Here is a 19515-nt window from a genome sequence, read left to right as displayed (position 1 = left end):
CCCCCGTCGCCCGGCCCGCCCCGTCCAGCGGTCCGGGCGACGGGCGTGTGCGGGGCCGGAACCCTCACCCGGCCGGGCCCCTGCGGCAGGACAGACGGGTCGGGGGCGTGATCCGCTGGGGGTGTGTCGCTGTTGCCCGAGTCCGTGCGCCGTCTCGCCGCCTGGTGTGCCGTCGTGCTGCTGGTCGCCGGGGTCGGGTGGGTCGCGATCCGGCTGCTCGCGGCGCTGCGTACCGCCGTCGTGCCGGTCCTGCTCGCGCTGCTCGGCGCGGCGCTGCTCGGGCCGCTGTACCGGCGGCTGGTGAAGGCCAAGGTGCAGCGGTCGCTCGCCGCCGGGCTGACCTGCGTCGCCGTGGTGGCCGTCGTCGGCGGTGCCGTGTACATCGTGGTCGCCGCGCTCGTCGACACCGGTGACCAGATCATCGCCTCGGTACGGCAGGCCGTCAGAGCCCTGACGAGGCACTTCGGGGCCGCCGGCACCGGGCTCGACGACCTGGCCGCCAACGCCAAGCAACTGCTGGGCAAGTTCGGCGGGACCGCGGCCTCCAACGTCATCAGCGGGGTCGGCGTGGTGGGCGAGTACCTGGCCATGGTCCTGCTCGCGCTGCTGCTCGTCTTCTTCTTCCTGCGCGACTCCCACCGGGCGGCCGGGGCCCTCAGGTCCGTCGCCCCGGGAGCCCGGGGCGACGCCCTGGAGGCGATGGCGCGGCGCGCCTTCGAGGCGGTGCAGGGGTTCATGCGCGGCACCACGCTCATCGCGCTCATCGACGCCGTCTGCATCACCGTCGGCCTGCTGATCCTGCGGGTGCCCGGCGCGATCGGGCTCGGCGCGCTCGTCTTCGTCGGCGCCTACATCCCCTACCTGGGCGCCTTCATCTCGGGCGCGGTGGCCGTGCTGGTCGCCCTCGCCGACCGCGGTCTCGTCATCGCGCTGTGGGCGCTGGGGGTGGTGCTCGCGGTGCAGGTGCTGGAGGGGCACGTGCTCCAGCCGGCCATCCAGAGCCGGACCGTGCAGATGCACCCCGCGATGGTGCTGCTGGCGATCACCGCCGGGGCGTCCTTGGCGGGCATCCTCGGGATGCTGTTCTCGGTGCCGCTGACCGCGGCCGCCTTCGGGGTCGTGCAGGAGCTTCGCGCGCGTCACCCGGCGGCCGGGCCGTCGGACTCGTAGAGCTCGAACCAGATGCTCTTGCCCTTGCCGCGCGGGTTCACGCCCCACAGGTCCGCGAGCAGCTCGATCAGCATCAGACCGCGGCCGGAGGAGGCCAGCTCCCCGGGCCGGCGCCGGTGCGGAAGGTCGTCGCCGGAGTCCGTGACCTCCACCCGCAGCCGGCGCCCGCCCGGCTCCCCGGCGACCTCGGCGAGCAGCAGCGCGTCCGCGTCGGTGTGCACGAGGACGTTGGTGACCATCTCGGAGACCAACAGCACCGCGGAGTCCACCTGCTCGGCCGACACCCAGTCGTGCAGCAGCTCGCGCAGGTGCTGGCGGGCCTCGGCGATCCGCTCGGGCTCGTCCTGCGCCACCGGCAGCAGGGTGCGCCGCAGCCGGGGCCGCAGGGTCAGGGTGTCGTCGCGGCCGCAGCCCGCGCCCTGCCGGCACAGCAGCAGCAGCGCGATGTCGTCCTCGCGGCGGTCGGCGAGCGGGCCGGTGGTGTGGTGCGAGGACGGTCTGTGCACGCCCTGCACCAACGCGTCGGCCATCGACTCCAGATCGCCCGTGTGGTCCTCGAGGATCGTGCGTATGCGCCGCCAGCCGCTCTCCATGTCGTGGCCGCCGGTCTCGATCAGGCCGTCGGTGCACAGCATCAGGGTCTCGCCGGGCTCCAGCGTGAACCGGGTGGTCGGGTAGTCGGCGTCCGGGTCGACGCCCAGCGGCACCCCGCCCGCCGTCGGCCGCATCATCACCGTGCCGTCGGCCATCCGGATCGCCGGGTCCGGATGCCCGGCGCGGGCGATCTCCAGCATGCCGGTCGCCGGATCGGCCTCGACGTAGAGGCAGGTCGCGAAGCGCACATCGGTCATGTGCTCGTCGTGCGTGATGCCGTGCAGGAAGCGGGCGGCGCGCGAGAGCACGGCGTCCGGGCGGTGGCCCTCGGAGGCGTAGGCGCGCAGCGCGATCCGCAGCTGTCCCATCAGGCCCGCCGCGCGCACGTCATGGCCCTGGACGTCGCCGATGGCCAGCGCGAACCTGCCTCCCCCGGACTTCGTCAGGGAGGTGCCCCCAGGCAGCGGGATCATGTCGTACCAGTCGCCGCCGACCTGCAGCCCGCCCCCGGTGGGGATGTAGCGGGCGGCCACCGTCATCCCGGGGATCTCCGGGCCGAGCGACGGCAGCATGGAGCGCTGCAGGCCCTCGGTCAGTTCCCGCTGGGTGTCGGCGGCGCCGGCCCGGTTCAGGGCCTGGGCGAGCATCCGGGCGACCGTCGTCAGGACCGCGCGCTCGTCCGGGGTGAAGGCAACCGGGTAGGCGAAGGCCGCCATCCAGGCGCCCATGGTGCGTCCGGCCGCCGTCAGCGGCAGGAAGGCCCAGGAGCGGCGCTCGAAGGGCTGGGCGAGCGGCCAGGTGACGGGGTAGCGCGTCCGGTACTGCTCGGGGGAGGAGAGATAGACGGCCCGGCCGGTGCGGACCACCTCGGCGGCCGGGTAGTCCGTGCTGAGCTGCATGTGGAGGAAGGGGCCGTCCTCACCGGGCCGCTGCCCGTGGTGGCCGATCAACGTCAGCCGGTCGCCCTCCACACCGAACACCGCGAGCCCGTCCGGGGAGAAGCCGGGCATGGACAGCCCGGCCGCGACCCGCAGCACCTCCGCCGTGGAACGCGCCTCCGCCAGCGCCCGGCCGGCGTCCAGCAGGAACGCCTCCCGCGAGCGACGCCAGTCGCCGGTGACCGCGTTGCGGGCCGCCGCGGTGCCCGGGGTGGGCTCGGTGACCTCCTGGAGCGTGCCGATCAGCTCGTACGCCCGCCGGTCCGGATCGAAGGACGGCTTGGAACGGCTGCGTACGATCCGTACGACCTGGCCGTCCTCGTCCATGATCCGGATCCGCACCTCGGCGAGCGTGCCCTCGTCGACCGCCAGCGGCACCACCCCGGTGATCTCGTTCCAGTCCTCGGGGTGCAGCCGTGCCCGGGTCTGGTTCTCGGTGAGGGTGACCGGCTCCGGGGGCAGCCCGAGCAGCCGCGCCGCCTCCGCGTCCACGGTGACCAGGCCGGCGGCGGTGTCCCAGTACCACAGCCCGGTCGCGAGGGCGGTGAGGACGTCACCGACGGAAGGTAGGGGCTCGCCTGTACGCATTGCCCCCATTTAAGGAGATGCGATCGATAACTGCCACCCTTGGCGGACGCCGTAAATGGTGGGGAGCCGATCTTGGCGTGCCCGGTACCCTTGACGGGTCCGGGCCCCGTGCCCGACTCCCGTCGGGGCGGCAGTCCCGGCGCTCATCACCCCACCACGAAGGACGATGAACGACGATGCATCGGTACAGGTCCCACACCTGCGGCCAGCTCCGCGCCTCTGACGTCGGCACCGACGTCCGGCTGAGTGGCTGGCTGCACAATAGGCGCGACCTGGGCGGCATCCTCTTCATCGATCTGCGCGACCACTACGGCATCACGCAGCTCGTGGCCCGTCCCGGCACGCCCTCGTACGAGGCCCTGGACAAGCTCTCCAAGGAGTCCACGGTCCGCGTCGACGGCCGCGTTGTTTCACGTGGAACCGAGAACGTGAACGCCGACCTGCCCACCGGTGAGATCGAGGTCGAGGTCTCCGAGGTCGAGCTGCTCGGCGCGGCCGCCCCGCTGCCCTTCACCATCAACGCCGAGGACGGGGTCAACGAGGAGCGGCGCCTGGAGTACCGCTTCCTGGACCTGCGCCGCGAGCGCATGCACCGCAACATCATGCTGCGCACGGCCGTGATCTCCGCGATCCGGCACAAGATGGCGGCGATGAACTTCAACGAGATGGCGACGCCGATCCTGTCCGCCACCTCCCCCGAGGGCGCCCGCGACTACGTCGTGCCCTCCCGGGTGCACCCCGGCAAGTTCTACGCGCTGCCGCAGGCCCCGCAGCAGTTCAAGCAGCTGCTGATGATCTCCGGCTTCGACCGCTACTTCCAGATCGCCCCCTGCTTCCGCGACGAGGACGCCCGCGCCGACCGCTCGCCGGGCGAGTTCTACCAGCTCGACGTCGAGATGAGCTTCGTCGAGCAGGAGGACGTCTTCCAGCCGATCGAGAAGCTCATGACGGAGCTGTTCGAGGAGTTCGGCGGCGGCCGCCACGTCACCTCCCCCTTCCCGCGCATCCCGTTCCGCGAGGCGATGCTGAAGTACGGCTCGGACAAGCCGGACCTGCGCGCCAAGCTGGAGCTCGTCGACATCACCGACGTGTTCGAGGGTTCGGAGTTCAAGGCGTTCGCCGGCAAGCACGTGCGTGCGCTGCCGGTGCCGGCGGTCCAGGACCAGCCGCGCAAGTTCTTCGACCAGCTCGGTGACTTCGCCGTCTCGCTGGGCGCGAAGGGCCTGGCGTGGGTGCGCGTCGGCGAGGAGGGGACGCTGTCCGGCCCGATCGCCAAGTTCCTGACCGAGGAGAACGTCGCCGAGCTGACCAAGCGCCTGTCGCTGGCGCCCGGCCACGCCATCTTCTTCGGCGCCGGCGAGTTCGACGAGGTCTCGAAGATCATGGGCGCGGTGCGGGTCGAGGCCGCCAGGCGCGCCGGGCACTTCGAGGAGAACGTCTTCCGCTTCTGCTGGATCGTCGACTTCCCGATGTACGAGAAGGACGAGGACACCGGCGCGATCGACTTCTCGCACAACCCGTTCTCGATGCCGCAGGGCGGTCTGGAGGCCCTGCAGACCCAGGACCCGCTGGACATCCTCGGCTGGCAGTACGACATCGTCTGCAACGGTGTCGAGCTGTCCTCCGGCGCCATCCGGAACCACGAGCCGGAGATCATGCTCAAGGCCTTCGAGATCGCGGGTTACGACCGCGAGACGGTCGAGGAGAAGTTCGCGGGCATGCTCCGTGCCTTCCGCTTCGGCGCCCCGCCGCACGGCGGAATCGCGCCCGGCGTGGACCGGATCGTCATGCTCCTCGCGGACGAGCCCAACATTCGCGAGACGATCTCCTTCCCGCTCAACGGCAACGCCCAGGACCTGATGATGGGCGCGCCGACCGAGCTGGACGAGTCGCGCCTGCGCGAGCTGCACCTTTCCGTCCGGAAGCCGCAGCCGAAGTAATTCGCGCGCCGTTTCCACGACGGCCGAGAGGGGCGGCCCCCACAGGGGGGCCGCCCTTTTTTCTGCCGTGCTCGGATTCCTGTGCGGATTCCGTTTCGCGCTGTCAGAATCCGCAGTACACCGAGCTGCCGTAGTCGCTCAGCAGATCGTCGCGGATCCAGCCGTACACCCCCGTGCTGTCGTTGCGGACGTACGTCCAGGTGTAGTCGCCCGCGACGGTGTAGCAGTGGTAGTCCAGCCGCTGGGTGGAGTAGGCGATCCCGTTGATCGCACAGCTGGTGCTGGAGCCGCTGCGCTCGTTGGCTCCGTCCGCCGTCTTGTTCCAGGCGCTTCCGTCCTTGTCCGCCACGGTCTTGCCGCAGGACGCGGCCGCCGAGGCCGGCGTGGTCGCCAGGGCGATCGGCAGGCTCGCGGCCACCGCCACGAGCGTGGGCAGAACGACTGCGAATCGACGCTTCATTGAACCCCCATCGTCGTTGTTCTTGCCGTTGTTGCTTTTCCTTTCGCGTCACCCGGGATCGTCCGGGTCCCGAGTGGCACTAGTACGATTCGGTGCCGGGCGGACTGAAGAAATGCTTCCGATAAGGGATGTCCGTTTCTGTTCGATGTGCGACCGAAAAGGAATGATGGGGGAATAGGCCATTCCTGTGCTGTTGTGTGACATGCGTACAACCCTGGGCGGGGTGGCCGTTCGGCTCGAAACGTTCGGCCGCCGGCCCATGGATCCACGGATTCCGGAATTCCCATTTCCGGCCGGCGGTGGATGAGAATGCTCCGTTTCCGCCTCTGATCAGCGCGGGTGCAATCCGGTACGGTGTGGAATCCCAGGCGAAGGAGTCGCGTTGCCCGCTCGCATACTGGTGGCCGAGGACGACGTGAAACAGGCGCAACTCATCCGTATCTACCTGGAACGGGAGGGCCACGACGTCCAGATCGTGGCCGACGGGCGCTCCGCGATCGACCGCGCCCGCGCCTCCCGGCCGGACTTGATCGTCCTCGATGTGATGATGCCGAACGTCGACGGGCTCGACGTCTGCCGCATCCTGCGCGTGGACTCCCGGGTGCCGATCCTGCTGCTGACCGCCCGCAGCACGGAGGAGGACCTGCTGCTCGGCCTCGATCTCGGGGCCGACGACTACATGACCAAGCCGTACAGCCCCCGGGAACTGACCGCCCGGGTGCGGGCGCTGCTGCGCCGGGCGCGGGCCGCCGAGGGCGAACGGCCTGCCCTGCTCACGGTCGGCGACCTGGAGATCGACACCGCGCGCTTCGAGGTGCGGGTGGCCGGTGGGCCGGTGCCGCTCACGGGCAAGGAGTTCGCGATCCTGGCCGTGCTCGCGGGTGAGCCGGGGCGGGCCTTCACCCGGGCGCAGATCATCGACCGGGTCTTCGGGTTCGACCAGAACGTGCTGGAGCGCACCGTGGACGCGCATGTGATGAACCTGCGGAGGAAGCTGGAACGGGGCCGCGAAACCCGGTACGTCGAGACCGTGTACGGGCGGGGCTACCGCCTGGCGACGCGGCCGCCCGGGACGCCGGCGCCGGACGGCGGGACGCGGTGAGCTTCCGGCTGCGGGTGCTGGCCCTGCTGGCCCTCATCGCCCTGACCGCCACGGGAGCCACCGCCTGGCTGACGTTACGTCAGGCGGCCAGTCAGGCACGGGACTCGGTGACGGCCGGGCGCCAGGACGTGGCGCGTATCACCGACGCCCTCCAGTCGTACGGCTTCCGGCACGGCACCTGGGACGGCGTGGCCCCGACCGTGCGGAAACTGGCGGCGGACACCGGTCAGCGGATCCGGGTCAGCACCGAGGCGGACGTCCTGCTCGCCGACTCCGACGCCCTGGCCGGCCGCACCCCGCGCCCGGTCGGCGGACAGCCACCCGTCCTCGTCGACCCCCGGCCCCGGCTGCGGCTGCCGGAGACCTCCGTGCCGCTCGCCTCGGTGAAGCGGACGGTGACCGCGATCGCCGACTACCGGTCCGCCGTCACCTACGCCACCTGCCTCACCCGGGCCGGCGCGCGGGTCACCGCCCGGACCGGCCGGACCGGCATCCCCCGGATCAGCGCCGACCGGGACCAGGCCCAGTGTGTCCAGCCCGACCCCGGGGCCGACCCCCGCGCGGGAGAGGACCACGCCGCCGTCTCCTCCTGCTCCGGCGAACAGCGCCTCACCGCCTGTCTGCAGCGGGTCTTCAACGAACGGACCGCCACCCTCGCCCCGCCGCGCCTTCAGGTGGGGCTCGGTTTCCGGGGCGAGGCGCCGGCCGGCCTGGCCGCCGCGCCCACCGTGGCGGTCGCCTCCGGTGTCGCCCTGGTCGCGGTGCTCGGCGCGCTGCTGCTCAGCCGGGCGGTGCTGCGGCCGGTACGGGCCCTGACCTCGGCCGCCCGGGACCTCGGCGAGGGCGAACTGGAACGGCGGGTGCCGGTCTCCGGGCGTGACGAGATGGCCGAGCTGGGCCGGGCGTTCAACCGCATGGCCCACTCGCTGCAGGCCGCCGAGGAACGCCAGCGCCGGCTCACCGCCGACATCGCCCACGAACTGCGCACCCCGCTCGCCAATGTGCGCGGCTACCTGGAGGCGCTGCGGGACGGCGTGGTCGAACCGACGCCCGAACTGCTGGACTCCCTGCACGAGGAGGCGATGCTGCAGCAGCGGATCGTCGACGACCTCCAGGACCTGGCGCTGGCCGAGGCGGGAGCGCTCACCTACCACCGGGCCGTCGTGGACCTCGGTGACCTGCTGGAGACCAGCCGCACCGCCCATCTGGCCCAGGCGGAGGCCGCCGGCGTGACGCTGCGGACCGAGGCACCCCATCCGGTACGGGTCCACGCCGACGCCGACCGGCTGCGGCAGGTGGTCGGCAACCTGGTCGGCAACGCGCTGCGGGCCACCGCGCCCGGCGGGACGGTGATCCTCTCCGTGGAGCGCCGGGGCGACGCGGCGCTGCTCCGGGTACGGGACACGGGCAAGGGCATCCCCGCGGAGCAACTGCCCCACCTCTTCGACCGCTTCTGGCGAGCGGACCCCGCACGGGGCCGCACCACAGGAGGCAGCGGCCTCGGCCTCGCCATCGTCCGCCAGATCGTCACCGACCACGACGGCACGATCGAGGCGACGAGCCGGGTGGGCACGGGAACCACGTTCACGGTGACGCTGGGGGCGGTGGGATGAGGGACGCGGTGCGGCCGGTGCCGGTCGGTTGCCGCGGGCGGTGACGCCGGTGGCGGGGTGCCGGGCGCAGTGAGGCCGTGGGGGTTGGGCGCCGGGGATGGCGACGTCGACAGCGGTGGATGAACGGCCGTGCTGCAGCCGGAGATTGGTGCGTGACGGGCGCGATGGCGCGGTGGCGGTGTCGACGCTCCCGGTGACGGCGGACGACCGTGCCCGCCCGGAAGTCGTCGACGGCCCCCGGTGTAAAGGGCCCGGCGGCCACCCGGCGGTATGGGGACGGCGGCCGGCCGTGGAGGGGGTCGGCTGGTCGCCTGGCGGTATGGGGACGGTGGCCGGCTGTCGAAGGGGCTGGTCGGTCGCCTGGCGGTATGGGGATGGTGGCCGGTCGTGAAGGGGGTCGGCTGGTCGCCTGGCGGTATGGGGACGGTGGCCGGCCGTCGAAGGGGCTGACCGGTCGCCTGGCGGTATGGGGATGGCGGCCGGCCGTCGAGTGGGCCGGCCGGCCACCCGGTGGCGAGGGACCGGCGGCCGGGCGTCGAAGGACCGGCCGCCGGCCGTTGCTCACGGCCCCGCCAACGCCTCCGTCGGGGTCAGGCGGCCCGCTCGGACCGCCGGGTACAGGCCCGCCAGGGCTCCGATGAGGAGGGTGACGGCGACGCCCGCCGCCGTCGCCCAGACCGGGACCTGGGTCGGCCAGCCCCGTACGGACGCGAAGACCGCGGTGATCGCCGTGCCCAGCACCGTGCCGCCCAGGCCGCCCAGCGCCGACAGCAGCAGTGACTCCGAGACGAACTGGCCCCGGATCTGCCCGCTCGTGGCGCCCAGCGCGCGGCGCAACCCGATCTCCGGGCGGCGTTCCAGGACCGAGATCACCATGGTGTTGCCCACCCCGACCCCGCCCACCAGCAGGGCCACCGAACCGAGGCCGAGCAGCAGCCCGGTCAGTGTCGACTCGGTGGCCTCCCGGGCGGCCAGCGCGTCGGACGGCCGGGAGACCAGCACGGCGTTCGGCTTCTCCGGGTTGGCCGTCGCCGCGAGCACCGCCCGCACCTGGGCCACCCGGTCGTCGTGGGCCCGTACGTACACCGTCGACGGATGGCCGTCGAAGCCCAGGTACGTCCGGGCCGCCTGCCAGCCGACCAGCGCCGAGCCGTCGAGCTCCGGTGCGAGCGGCACCGGCTCCAGGACACCGACCAGGGAGAACCACTTGCCGCCGAGCCAGAGCCGGGTGCCCGGCGTGTAGACGTCGAGCCGACGGGCGGCCTGTGCGCCCAGCACCACCGCCGGGTACTCCTGGGTCGCCTCGGTCAGCCACCGCCCGACCCGCACCTCGCCGCCGACCGCGGGCAGCAGTTCCGCCCCGGCCGCCGCCACCTCCACACTGCCGGTGCGCCCCACCGGGATGTGCTCGTTGCGGTAGACCGCCGCGTCCTTGACCTCGCCGGTCGCGGCGACCTGGTCCACCGGCCCGATCCGCCGGATCATCGGCACCGCCTCCTGCGGCAGCCGGGTCGCCGTGCCGTCCGGCGTCCGCCCGGGGGCGACCCGCAGCATGTTGGTGCCCAGCGCGTCCAGCCGGCGGTCCACCTCCGCCCGGCTGGAGGACGAGATGCCGACCACGGCGACCATCGCGGCCACCCCGATCGCGATCCCCAGCGCGGAGAGGAAGACGCGCAGCGGCCGGGTGCGCAGGCCGGTGCCGCCGAGCCGCAGGAAGTCGGCGGGCCGCAGCCGGGCCGGCCGGAGCGTTCCCCCGCCAGTGGTGCCCGGCCTCATCGCCGGTCCCCCGTACCCGCGGTGGCCGTGCGCGGGCCGCTGCCGCTGTCGGCCACGACGTGCCCGTCCCTCATCTCCACCCTGCGGTCGAACACCTCCGCCATCTCGCGGTCGTGCGTGATGACGACGACCGTGGTCCCGGCCGTGTGCAGCTCCCGCAGCAGGGCCAGCACCGCGGCCCCGGAGGCCGAGTCGAGGTTGCCGGTCGGCTCGTCGGCCAGCAGCAGCGCCGGTTCGCCGATCACCGCGCGGGCCACCGCGGCCCGCTGCCGTTCGCCGCCGGAGAGCTGGTGCGGGAGGTGGCCGAGCCGGTGGTCGAGCCCGACGCGGGCCAGCGCCCGCGCGGCCCGGCGCCGGCGTTCCCGCAGTGGCACCCCGGTGTACAGCAGGCCGTCGGCGACCGTGTCGAGCACGGGCACTCCGACCGCGAGATGGAACTGCTGGAACACGAACCCGACGCGCTGCGCGCGCAGCGCGGACAGCTCCCGGTCGGAGAGGCCGGCGACCTCGTACCCGTCGATGACGATGCGCCCGGCGGACGGCCTGTCGAGGGTGCCCATCAGATGCAGCATGGTCGACTTGCCCGAGCCGGACGGCCCGACGACGCAGGCGAGTTCGCCGTGCCGAATGGACAGGTCGACGTCCGCCACGGCCCTGACGCCCCCGGCATACGTCTTGGAGACGCCCGCGAACTCGACCACGGGGGTGAGGCGGACGCCCGGTGTGCCGGTGGCGTCGGCGGTGTATTCGACGTCCTCCGGGGTCACTTGGGGATCCTCACCTTCATGCCCTCGCGTACGCCGGGACCGCTGACCTCCACCTTGCCCCCGGCGAACAGCCCCGTCCGCACGGGGACGAAGCGACCCGGACCACCGGCGTCCCCGCCCTTGCCGCCGCTCTGGGCGCCGTCGTCGGCGAGCTCCAGGCCGTAGCCGCCCTCGGCGAGCGCGGTCAGCGCGGCGACCGGCACGGTGAGGACGTCCTTGCGCTGCTTCTGCGTGTAGCGGACGGTGACCGGTCCGCTCTGCAGCCGGCCCAGGGAGTTCTGGTCGTCGAAGGTGATCACGACGGAGACCGTCGCGGACTTGCCCCCCGAACCACCGCCTGAACCGCCGTCCGCTCCTCCACCGCCTCCGCCGTCACCCGCACCCGCGCCGTCACCGCCCCCGCCGGACGCCGACGAGGCGTCCGAGCCCAGGCTGGCGACGGTCCCCTTGACCGAGCGGCCGTCGGGCAGGTCCACGGTGACCTCGCCGCCGCGCCGCGCCCAGTCCGTGTCGGCGGCCGGAGCGCTGACCGTCACCATGCGGGAGGTGCTGGTGTAGCTGACCTGACCGCCGGCGGCCTCGTCCCCGACGCGGGCGCTGGTGCCCGAGACCCGGACCGGCCCGGGCGCGTACACGACGTCGCCGGCTCCGACCCTGCCGGTCTGCGGCAGTCCGAGGTCCTTCTGCCAGCGCTTGACGGCGTTCGCGGTCAGCTCGGTGTACGACTCGTCGACGGTGAAGCCCGAGTAGCCGAGGGCGCTGAGGTTGCTCTCGAACTGCTTGACGTCCATGCCGTGCAGGGGCGCCGCAGCGCTGGCGGCCGGGCGGGTGACCGAGGCGGACGGGGTGGCGCCGGCCGGGGACTTGCCGCCCGCCGAACCGCCGTCGCCCGCGTCCGTGCCGGCGCCCGCCCCCGCGGCATCCGGGGGCTCGGGCTCGACGACCCCCAGGTCCCGGTACATCGGCAGACTGCCGTACAGCAGGACCACGGGACGGTCGTCGGCCCGCATCACCGCCTGACCGCGCCGCAGGGTGGTGCCGGTGGCCGGCAGCCAGGTCACCGTGCCCTTCGCCTTGACCGGGAAGGGGACCTGCGGGCCGTGGCCGAGCTGTCCGTCGACCTCGGTCTGGTCGGTGAGGGTCACCCGGGTGACGTGCACGACCTGGCTGCTGCGGCCCGGTGCCGGATCGTCGTGGTCCGAGCCGCCGCCCCCGCCGAGGCCCAGGGCACCGACGACGCTGACCCCACTCACGACGAGGAAGCCGGCCACGACGAGAGCGAGCCTGTTCCGCCGGCGTGCGGCGGCCCGCGCCGGCCCTGTGACCCGGCCCGTGTCCCCCGGGTCCTCAGGGCCTGCTCCCGCCACCGGCTCGCGGTCTCCGTCCTTCATGACGTCCACGGCACCGGCCCGTCAGCCCTGGGCCGAGGGCGCGTCGGTGGGCACGCCGATGATGGAGGCGCACTCGCGCGTGGCCCGCTTGGCGCCCGCGGACGTGGAGTCCCAGGTGACGTCACGGAAGTGGCCACCGGAGTCGGTGTCCGGGAAGTCGGCGGCACCGTGCTCCTGCATGCACTTGGCGTACTTCTGGTTCTTGCGGATCTCCGCCTTGGACAGCTCGGGCTGCTGGGCCTTCTCGACGCTGTCCGGGACGGGGACGCTGAGGTCCGCGCACTTCTCCTGCGCCTTGAGGGCCTTGGGATCGCGCTTCCACTTGGACTGGTCGCCGAGCTCCACCTTGCCCTCGGCGTCGGGGTCGGGCGCGTCGAGCCCGGCGTCGCGCAGGCACTTGACCCACTTGCGCTGGGCGTCGACGTACTCGGTCAGCTCGCTCGACGCGTTCTTGGAGGCGCCGGCGCCCGCCTTGCCGCCGCCGGCCGAGGCGACCTCACCGCCGCTGTCGTTGTCGCCACCGCACCCGGCGACGCCCACCACGGCCGCCACCGCCACCCCGACCAGCCAGGTCCGCGCTCCGAACCGCCGCCGCGCACTCATCACCGTGCCCCCTTCACGCCGTCGCCGCCCGGCCTGTTCCGGCCGTGCGGCGACGAATGTAGATCCGGGGTGATGAAGGACCTGTGAAGAAGCCATCAAGAACTGTTCCGTCAGGACAGGGACTTGTAGCCGCTCCATCCGGTGGCGATCTTCGTGCGGGACCCGAAGGAGCCCTTGCCGTCGCCGCTGTTGCGCCAGACGTTGCCGCCGCTGTCGCGGGAGACGAGGTCCACCTTGCCGTCGTCGGTGAGGTCGCCGGCGCCGACCACGGCGTTGTAGGAGGAGCCCCAGTCGCCGAACACCTTGGCGCGGGCCGCGAAGGTGCCGTTGCCCTTGCCGTTGTAGCGGTAGAGGGTGTTGGCCTTGTCCTGTGCGAGCAGGTCGCCGATGCCGTCGCCGTCGAGATCGCCGGCGCCGATGATCTTCTTGTAGCCCTTCCAGTCGTCGTACAGCTTCACGCGGGACGACAGCTTGCCGGTGCTGGTGCCCTTGTAGAGGTAGACGGCGCCGGTGGAGGCGTTGCGGGTGATCAGGTCTGGGCGCCCGTCGCCGCTGACGTCACCGGGCGAGGTCAGGACGTCGTACTGGGTCCAGCCGCTGCTCGCGAGGGTGGTGTACGACGTCGACGGCTTGACGGCCGCGTTGCAGCCCGGCTTGTACAGCCGCAGGGCCCCGCTGCTGTAGCGCACGAGGACGTCGTTGCAGCGGTCGCCGCTCAGGTCGCCGAACGGGACGGCCCTGACGGTGGTGGCCCAGCCCGTACCGGTGGTCTTGGAGCCGAACTTGCCGGTTCCGGTGCCGTACTGGAAGGTCAGGCCGCCGGAGGAGTTCAGGGTGAGCAGGTCGCCCCGGCCGTCCGGGCCGTCCACGCTGCCGAAGTCGTGCCGCACGGCAGATCCGCGGGTCAGGAAGCCCTCGCCGGAGGCGACGGTGTCCGCCGTGCCGGTGCCGAGGCCGGTCGCCTTCAGGGCCCAGCGGAACTCACCGTTGGGGAACGGGGTGCCGCCCGGCGTCTTCCCGTCCCAGCTCACCGACACCTGGGACGGGGTCGCCCCGCCGGTGAAGGTGCGGCTGCCCCGGGCGGTCGCGCCGCTCTGCACCGAGGTGAAGGTCAGGGACCAGGAGGTGACCGGGCGGGACAGCCTCACCTGGGTCCAGTGGGGCGTCGAGCCGGGCTCCACGTAGCTCTCGGTCTCCGTGCCGATGGACGTCACGGCCGAGGGGGTGACACCGGTGGTGGCGATGTGCGTGCGCTGGTAGAGGTCGGTCCAGGCGACCAGCCCCGTGTACTCGTCCACGGTCCACCGGAACCGGCGGTCCACGGCGAGGCCCGACTCCTGGACGCCGGTGGCGACCACCCGGGTGGCGCCGGTGGCCGCCCCGGTCAGTACCAGGGTGTCGGCGGCGTGGTCGTGACGGACCGTGAAGCCGTCACCGAGCAGAACGTCGCCGCCGGTCACCGCCCGGGAGGTGGCCGTCCTGGTGTCGTGGACGCCGGCGGAACCGTCGCCGCACGACCAGTACACCCAGCGGCCCGCCGCCTGCAGCTCGTTCGGCACGCAGCCGAGGCCCGGCACGGTGACCGTGGCGAGGGTGCGGTCCTCGGTGAGGCTGTACGAGGTGAGCTTGCCGGCGGTGGTGGTGGCGCTCCACAGGGTGGAGCCGTTCAGCGCGGCGGCGCGCACCGAGCGCTTCAGCTTCTGGCCCTGTCCGAAGTCACCGACGTACTGCGCCGGGGAGGCGCCGCCGGAGTTGTACACCGCGTAGCCGTCGGAGACGTCGACGATCGTGCCGCCCGCGGTGTGGAACTCCAGGTAGCCGCTGGACCATTCGTCACCGATGGCGACCAGCCGGTCCGCGTTCTCCAGACCGCTGCCGCCCTCGTCGCCGTCGTAGTAGGTGCCGAGGAAGACGTCCTCGGGGTCGGTGCCGCTGTTGCCCCACAGCATCGAGCAGCCGGCGTCCTGGTACGGGCATGCGGAGGTGACCGAGTCACCGGTCGTCGGCTCGGACGCGGTCAGTGCGGTGCCGCCGTCGGTGGTCAGCGTGCGCACCGTGGTGGTGTCCGAGGTGCTGCCGGGCTTGTCCTCGGCGACGCGCAGGCTGCCGCGGCTGAGCGCGAGGCCGGTCTTGGCGTTCTCCACGGCCGGGACCTGGGCCACCTTCTCCAGGCTCGGCGAGCCGTCCTGGTCCAGGCCGACGCGCCGCACCCACCAGTCGGTCGGGCCGGTGCCGCCGGTGACGAGGGCGCCGCCGCCCGAAGCGTGGACCGCGTACTCGCCGGCCTTGGCCAGCAGGGGGTGCGATGAGCCGTCCGCGAGGGACACGGCGGTCAGTTCGCTGGTTCCGGTGCCGGTGTGCAGGGGCAGCAGCAGCCAGTCGCCGGTGAGAACCGGGGCCCCGTCCAGGGTGGCGCCGGGTGACGGCAGGTCGAGCACCTGCTCGGCGCCGCCGGGATCGGTGCGCGGCTTCAGGTGCAGGTCGCCGGAGGCGGAGTCGTACCAGCCGGTGCGGTCCTCGCTCTGGACGGTGACCGGGCGGGCGCTCACGCCGGTGAAGGCCTCGGTGGCCACGGCCGTGTCGAGGTCGAGGTAGTACAGGTTCGAGTCCACCTTGACCAGCGCGCCGTGTTCGTCCGCCGTGGTGATCGCGCCGGAGTTGACGCGCAGCCAGGACGGCTGGATGGCGCGGGAGCGCCACTCGCCGTCCACGCGGTCGACCAGCGCGTGCTCGGTGACGACGGTCTTCCCGGCGAGACCCCGGTACGCCGCGGCGGCCGTGAAGGACGACGTCGTCCGCGTCTTCGGGTCCCAGAGGGTGACGATCTTGTCCGACACGGTCGACGGCAGCGCGACCAGGTCGGCGTCCGAGCCGTACCAGGCCGTCGGGCAGGTCGTCGAGCCCAGGTTCGCGCACGAGCCGACCGGCGTGTAGACGCCGTCCTCGGTGCCCACGACCGCGGTCGTGCCGTCGGCGTAGTCCGTCCACAGCAGTCCGGGGACCCCGCTCGCCCGGTGCAGGAACCCGCTCTGCCCGGCGACGAGCGGCCGGTCGGTGCGCGGGTAGGCGGAGGAGCCGGGGTGGCTCAGTGTGATCTCGGTGGTGCCTTCCGCCGTGCCGGCCGGGTCGGCGGAGGCGCCGTTCTCCGGCAGTACGGCGGCGGACACGGCCGCCACGGCGACCGCGAACGAGGAGACGGCCGCGGCCATGCCGCGCCGTCTCGGGGCGTGTCTGCCCACGTGAGGTTCCCTCCCCGCGAGGGCCCCCGCCCTCGCCAAGTGAGCGGACTTTACCAGCACTTTTACAGTTGTTGACGCGGAGGGTACCCGGTCACTCGCCTGTGCCCGGACCGGGCTACGTGTCCGTATCCGTATCCGTGTCCGTGTCCGTATCCGGCTCGGTGTCCGGGGACGCGCCGTCCTCCATCAGCCGCTCGGCGATGTCGTCGGACCAGTGCTGGGCCCAGGCGCGCAGCGCGAGGACCTGGGGTTCGTCCAGGCCGTACCGGAGGAAGTCCGCGTCGGCGTAGAAGTCCGTGCCGGTGAGCCGGGACTGGAAGGTGGGCAGGTCGAAGGGGTCGTGGGCGTGGCGGCGGCCCAGTTCCTCCAGGCGGGGCAGGGAGAACCGGGCGGCGGCGCCCCGCGCGTCGACGAGGTCGACGGCCGCTCCCCGGTCGTACAGCGCGCGGATCTTCGTACCGACCGCGTCCTCCAGGGACAGGGCGGGCCCGTACTCGGTCAGCTCGGGCGGCTGCCAGAAGGCTTCCTTGTGCAGCGCGAGTGCGATGGGCTCCCCGCTCGGCGGATCGGTGACGGTCAGCTGCGCGGTGAGCGGGGTGACGGCCCCGACCCGCACCCGGCGGCCGTGCGCCTCCAGGGCCGAGTCGACGGCGGCCACGATCCGCTCCATGACCTTGGGGCTCTCGGTGGCGAAGTCGACATTGGCGTGCGGACGGGACACCAGGCCGTGCGCCTGCAGGGCATAACCGCCGGCGAGCACCAGCGCGTACGGGCTGCCTGCGCCGAGAACGTCCGCGAGAAGTCGCCTCTGAGGGTCGGAAGGGGTCACGGCATCCGTACTTTGCCAGAAGGCGGGCGGGGCACGGGCGCGCCCCGCCCGGGAGACTCCGGTTCAGGTGGTCGATCAGGGTCTCGCAGTGGGGCAGGTCCGCGTCGTCCTCGTCGAAGAGGTCGTCGACGCTTCCTTGGACACGCCCCGCGCCTCACCCTGACCCTCCTCCACTTGTCCGCGGCCACGGGGCCGAGCGGTCTAGGGTTCGAGCGGCAGTGACGTCTGTTCGGCGGCCGGCCCGAGGTACGTGTGCTCCGTGGACCGCGCGATGCCCATGGAGTCGAGCTGCTGTCGGAAGCGGACCCGGAAATGGACGTTGTCACCGAGACCGGGACGCATGCGCACCAGTTCCTCGGGGTCCTCGAAACGGACGTCGTAGGCGGGCGCGTTCTTGGCTGTGCCCGTCTTCACCTTCACGAAGCCGCTTTCCCGCAGCTCCGTGATGCGACCGGAGATGATGATCTCCTGATCGCGGGCCCTGGTCTCCCGGAGCCGTCGCACGTAGCTGCGGCCCCGCTCGGTCAGTCGTGCGCGACGCACGTAGCCGTCGGCGTCGTACCAGGTCACGCCCAGGTCCAGCTCGTACCGGCTCAACGCCCGGGACACGGCTTCGACCGCATCGAAGAGCCGGGCCCATTCGCGGACGTCATGCTCCGACTCCAGGGCGTCGAGCAGCGTGGTGAGGGTGCCAAGGCCCGTGGAAGCGGCGGATGTGGCAGGGGCGTCGAGAGCGTTGGATTCGGGCGCGTCGGCGGCGACAGCGACCGGACGGGCGTGCACCACGGTGCTGCCTGTCGAGATCCCGGTGAGTTCCAGCTGTACCGGAGTGCCTGCGGCGACCGAGACCATGTGCTCGACGGGTTGCAGCAGCGCGTCGCCCCACTGGAAGCGGAGCGCACCGCCGTCGGCGTCCGGTCCGGTCAGCCGGAGCCGCAGTTCTTCCTCGAGCCGGGCGTCCGGAGCGTACTCCTGTGCCGCCGCCAGTCGGCTCGCGCGGTGTTCTGCCTCGATCTCCTCGTCGTCCCGGGCTTCAGTGCCCAACCGATCGAGGACATGTGCGGCGCGCTCGGCCTCGCCAGGGTCGTCTTGAAGGAGCGCGCGCCTGCGCTCGCGCCAGCTGTCGCCGGTCACAGTCGCACCTCCAGGTCCCACAGTTCCCTGCGTGTCGATGACTCCTCGAACTCCGTGACACTGACCAGCATGGCCTCAGCCTCGTTGAGGGAGACGGAGTGCCGACCGAGCGGAAGAAATCCGTTGGACGCGAAAGTGGGTAGCACGCGAGGTCCTGTCGGGTGTCGGAGAACGTCGTCACAGCGATCGGGGCGGCGCGGTAGTGCTCATCCTGCCGGGGCGGCTTCGGGGGCGCCGACGGTTCCGTAGGTGTGTTCCGTGGATGCGCACCCCTGGCAGTTGCGCGGGTCGGGGCCCCGGTAGCCGCGGTCGCAGGTGTCGCAGTTGCGGAGTGGATGCCGGACGGGTGGGGCCGGTTCGGGGGTGCGGAACGGTGGCAGGGGTGGGAGCTGGGCGGTGAGGCGGTGGGCCAGGAGGGCGGCCGGGCGTCGCAGGGGCTGCGGTGGCAGGTCGCTGGTCAGGGCGTGGCGTACGGCGGTGGGGGTGAGGTCCCGCTCCAGCCAGGCGGCGACGCCGGGGGCGAGGTGTTCCGCGTCGGTGGCGGAGAGGAGCAGGCGGGGGTCCGCTCGGCGGAGGCCGGCGAGGACCTCGGTGGCTGTTTGGAGGAGGGTGAGGGAGGCGTACGCGGGCTTGGGTACGGCGGGGAGGGCGCGGCGGCGTGCAGGTTCCTGCTGCGGGGTGGCGGCGGCGCGGCGGGCCGGGGGCTTGGGCGGTGCCGCTTCGGACGCGTCGCGGTCGCGCTGTCGGCCCGGCTGGTTGCAGGAGACGGTACGGGTGACGATCCGGCCGGTCTCGGTGCGCTCGCGGGTGCGGTGCAGGTAGCCGTGGGTCTCCAGCTCGCGCAGGGCGGCGGCGATCCGGGTCGTGCCTTCGGGGAAGCGGGCGGCGAGGGTCTTGATGTCGACCGGGGCGCCGGTGGGCAGCGACTGGATGTGCACTGCCAGCCCGATGGCCAGCCCTGACAACTCACGGTGCTGGGCGAGGTGGTTGCCGATCACCGTGAAGCGGGTGGTGTGGCGGGTGTTGTCGTGGGTGACGCCGCCGGGGTGCGCGCTCGCGCGCGTGCGGTGAGGGCTCCGGCGCGGGTGGTTTTCGCCGCCGTTACGGGACTGGGCGCGCGGGTGCGCGCTACTGTTTTGGGTGTCCATCGGGAAGGGTTGACTTCCTTGGTGGTCAGGCCCTCGCACTGGGATTGCCGTCCCGGCGGGGGCCGTTTGCATGTCTGAGGTTGTGCCGTGCCGCTTGGTGTTGCGCTGAGCGTAAGGCAGACAACCGGTGCCGAATCCAGCTCAGTTGGTGATGTTCACTCGCGGGAGTGATCGTGCGCCGTGGGCGGGAGGGGTGGGGCTTGGTGCGGTTTCTTTCCCTCTC

General features: G+C 72.5%; 14 protein-coding genes. 4 read left to right on the top strand and 10 right to left on the bottom strand.

Going from position 1 to position 19515, the window contains the following annotated elements:
• The first annotated feature begins 123 nt into the window (after positions 1 to 123).
• A complete protein-coding gene (locus tag ACFVVO_RS10740) occupies positions 124 to 1170 on the top strand; it encodes an AI-2E family transporter (protein WP_390053647.1) in 1047 nt (348 codons plus the stop codon).
• On the opposite strand, the gene ACFVVO_RS10735 is transcribed toward ACFVVO_RS10740, so the two are convergent.
• Entirely contained in the window at positions 1140 to 3290 is a 2151-nt protein-coding gene (locus tag ACFVVO_RS10735) for a SpoIIE family protein phosphatase (RefSeq protein WP_390053646.1), read from the bottom strand. The genes ACFVVO_RS10740 and ACFVVO_RS10735 overlap by 31 nt on opposite strands.
• Before the next feature lie 176 nt (positions 3291 to 3466).
• Between ACFVVO_RS10735 and aspS the strand changes: the two genes are divergently transcribed.
• Positions 3467 to 5230 carry an aspartate--tRNA ligase gene (aspS, locus tag ACFVVO_RS10730; RefSeq protein ID WP_390053644.1) on the top strand — a complete coding sequence of 588 codons (1764 nt, stop codon included), beginning with the start codon at positions 3467 to 3469 and terminating at the stop codon, positions 5228 to 5230.
• 103 nt (positions 5231 to 5333) lie between these two features.
• Here aspS and ACFVVO_RS10725 read toward each other — a convergent pair whose 3' ends face one another.
• The gene (locus ACFVVO_RS10725; protein WP_390053642.1) at positions 5334 to 5690 is read right to left on the bottom strand and encodes an SH3 domain-containing protein; all 357 of its coding nucleotides are present in this window, start codon (positions 5688 to 5690) and stop codon (positions 5334 to 5336) included.
• A 382-nt stretch (positions 5691 to 6072) separates the two neighbouring features.
• Between ACFVVO_RS10725 and ACFVVO_RS10720 the strand changes: the two genes are divergently transcribed.
• Together ACFVVO_RS10720 and ACFVVO_RS10715 are read left to right on the top strand one after the other, a co-directional pair.
• On the top strand, positions 6073 to 6792 hold the full coding sequence (locus tag ACFVVO_RS10720) for a response regulator transcription factor (protein ID WP_390053640.1): 720 nt from the start codon (positions 6073 to 6075) through the stop codon (positions 6790 to 6792).
• Positions 6789 to 8405, top strand: a complete 1617-nt coding sequence (locus ACFVVO_RS10715) for a sensor histidine kinase (RefSeq protein ID WP_390053638.1) — start codon at positions 6789 to 6791, stop codon at positions 8403 to 8405. Before ACFVVO_RS10720 ends, ACFVVO_RS10715 begins: the two co-directional genes overlap by 4 nt.
• 561 nt (positions 8406 to 8966) lie before the next feature.
• Here the strand turns inward: ACFVVO_RS10715 and ACFVVO_RS10710 are convergent.
• The 8 genes from ACFVVO_RS10710 to ACFVVO_RS10675 all read right to left on the bottom strand — a co-directional run bounded on the left by ACFVVO_RS10710 (position 8967) and on the right by ACFVVO_RS10675 (position 19292).
• Positions 8967 to 10181 carry an ABC transporter permease gene (locus ACFVVO_RS10710; RefSeq protein ID WP_390053637.1) on the bottom strand — a complete coding sequence of 405 codons (1215 nt, stop codon included), beginning with the start codon at positions 10179 to 10181 and terminating at the stop codon, positions 8967 to 8969.
• The gene (locus tag ACFVVO_RS10705) at positions 10178 to 10948 is read right to left on the bottom strand and encodes an ABC transporter ATP-binding protein (protein WP_390053635.1); all 771 of its coding nucleotides are present in this window, start codon (positions 10946 to 10948) and stop codon (positions 10178 to 10180) included. The genes ACFVVO_RS10710 and ACFVVO_RS10705 overlap by 4 nt, the downstream gene beginning before the upstream one ends.
• Positions 10945 to 12339, bottom strand: a complete 1395-nt coding sequence (locus ACFVVO_RS10700) for a peptidoglycan-binding protein (RefSeq protein ID WP_390053633.1) — start codon at positions 12337 to 12339, stop codon at positions 10945 to 10947. Before ACFVVO_RS10700 ends, ACFVVO_RS10705 begins: the two co-directional genes overlap by 4 nt.
• Before the next feature lie 21 nt (positions 12340 to 12360).
• Complete coding sequence (locus ACFVVO_RS10695) at positions 12361 to 12942, bottom strand: hypothetical protein (RefSeq protein ID WP_390053631.1); 582 nt, start codon at positions 12940 to 12942, stop codon at positions 12361 to 12363.
• Between the two features lie 110 nt (positions 12943 to 13052).
• Positions 13053 to 16181 carry an FG-GAP repeat domain-containing protein gene (locus tag ACFVVO_RS10690; RefSeq protein WP_390053629.1) on the bottom strand — a complete coding sequence of 1043 codons (3129 nt, stop codon included), beginning with the start codon at positions 16179 to 16181 and terminating at the stop codon, positions 13053 to 13055.
• A 115-nt stretch (positions 16182 to 16296) separates the two neighbouring features.
• Positions 16297 to 17010, bottom strand: a complete 714-nt coding sequence (locus ACFVVO_RS10685) for a nucleotidyl transferase AbiEii/AbiGii toxin family protein (protein WP_390053628.1) — start codon at positions 17008 to 17010, stop codon at positions 16297 to 16299.
• A 201-nt stretch (positions 17011 to 17211) separates the two neighbouring features.
• Positions 17212 to 18054: a hypothetical protein gene (locus ACFVVO_RS10680; protein WP_390053626.1), complete on the bottom strand. Its 843-nt coding sequence runs from the start codon at positions 18052 to 18054 to the stop codon at positions 17212 to 17214.
• Between the two features lie 296 nt (positions 18055 to 18350).
• Positions 18351 to 19292, bottom strand: coding sequence for a helix-turn-helix domain-containing protein (locus ACFVVO_RS10675; protein WP_390053624.1), 942 nt, complete (start codon positions 19290 to 19292; stop codon positions 18351 to 18353).
• Between the last annotated feature and the right edge of the window lie 223 nt (positions 19293 to 19515).

The sequence above is a fragment of the Streptomyces sp. NPDC058145 genome (assembly GCF_042884245.1).
GTDB lineage: Bacteria > Actinomycetota > Actinomycetes > Streptomycetales > Streptomycetaceae > Streptomyces.
Note: the sequence above shows the minus strand (reverse complement) of the source record. Positions and strands in the feature narration are given on the sequence as shown.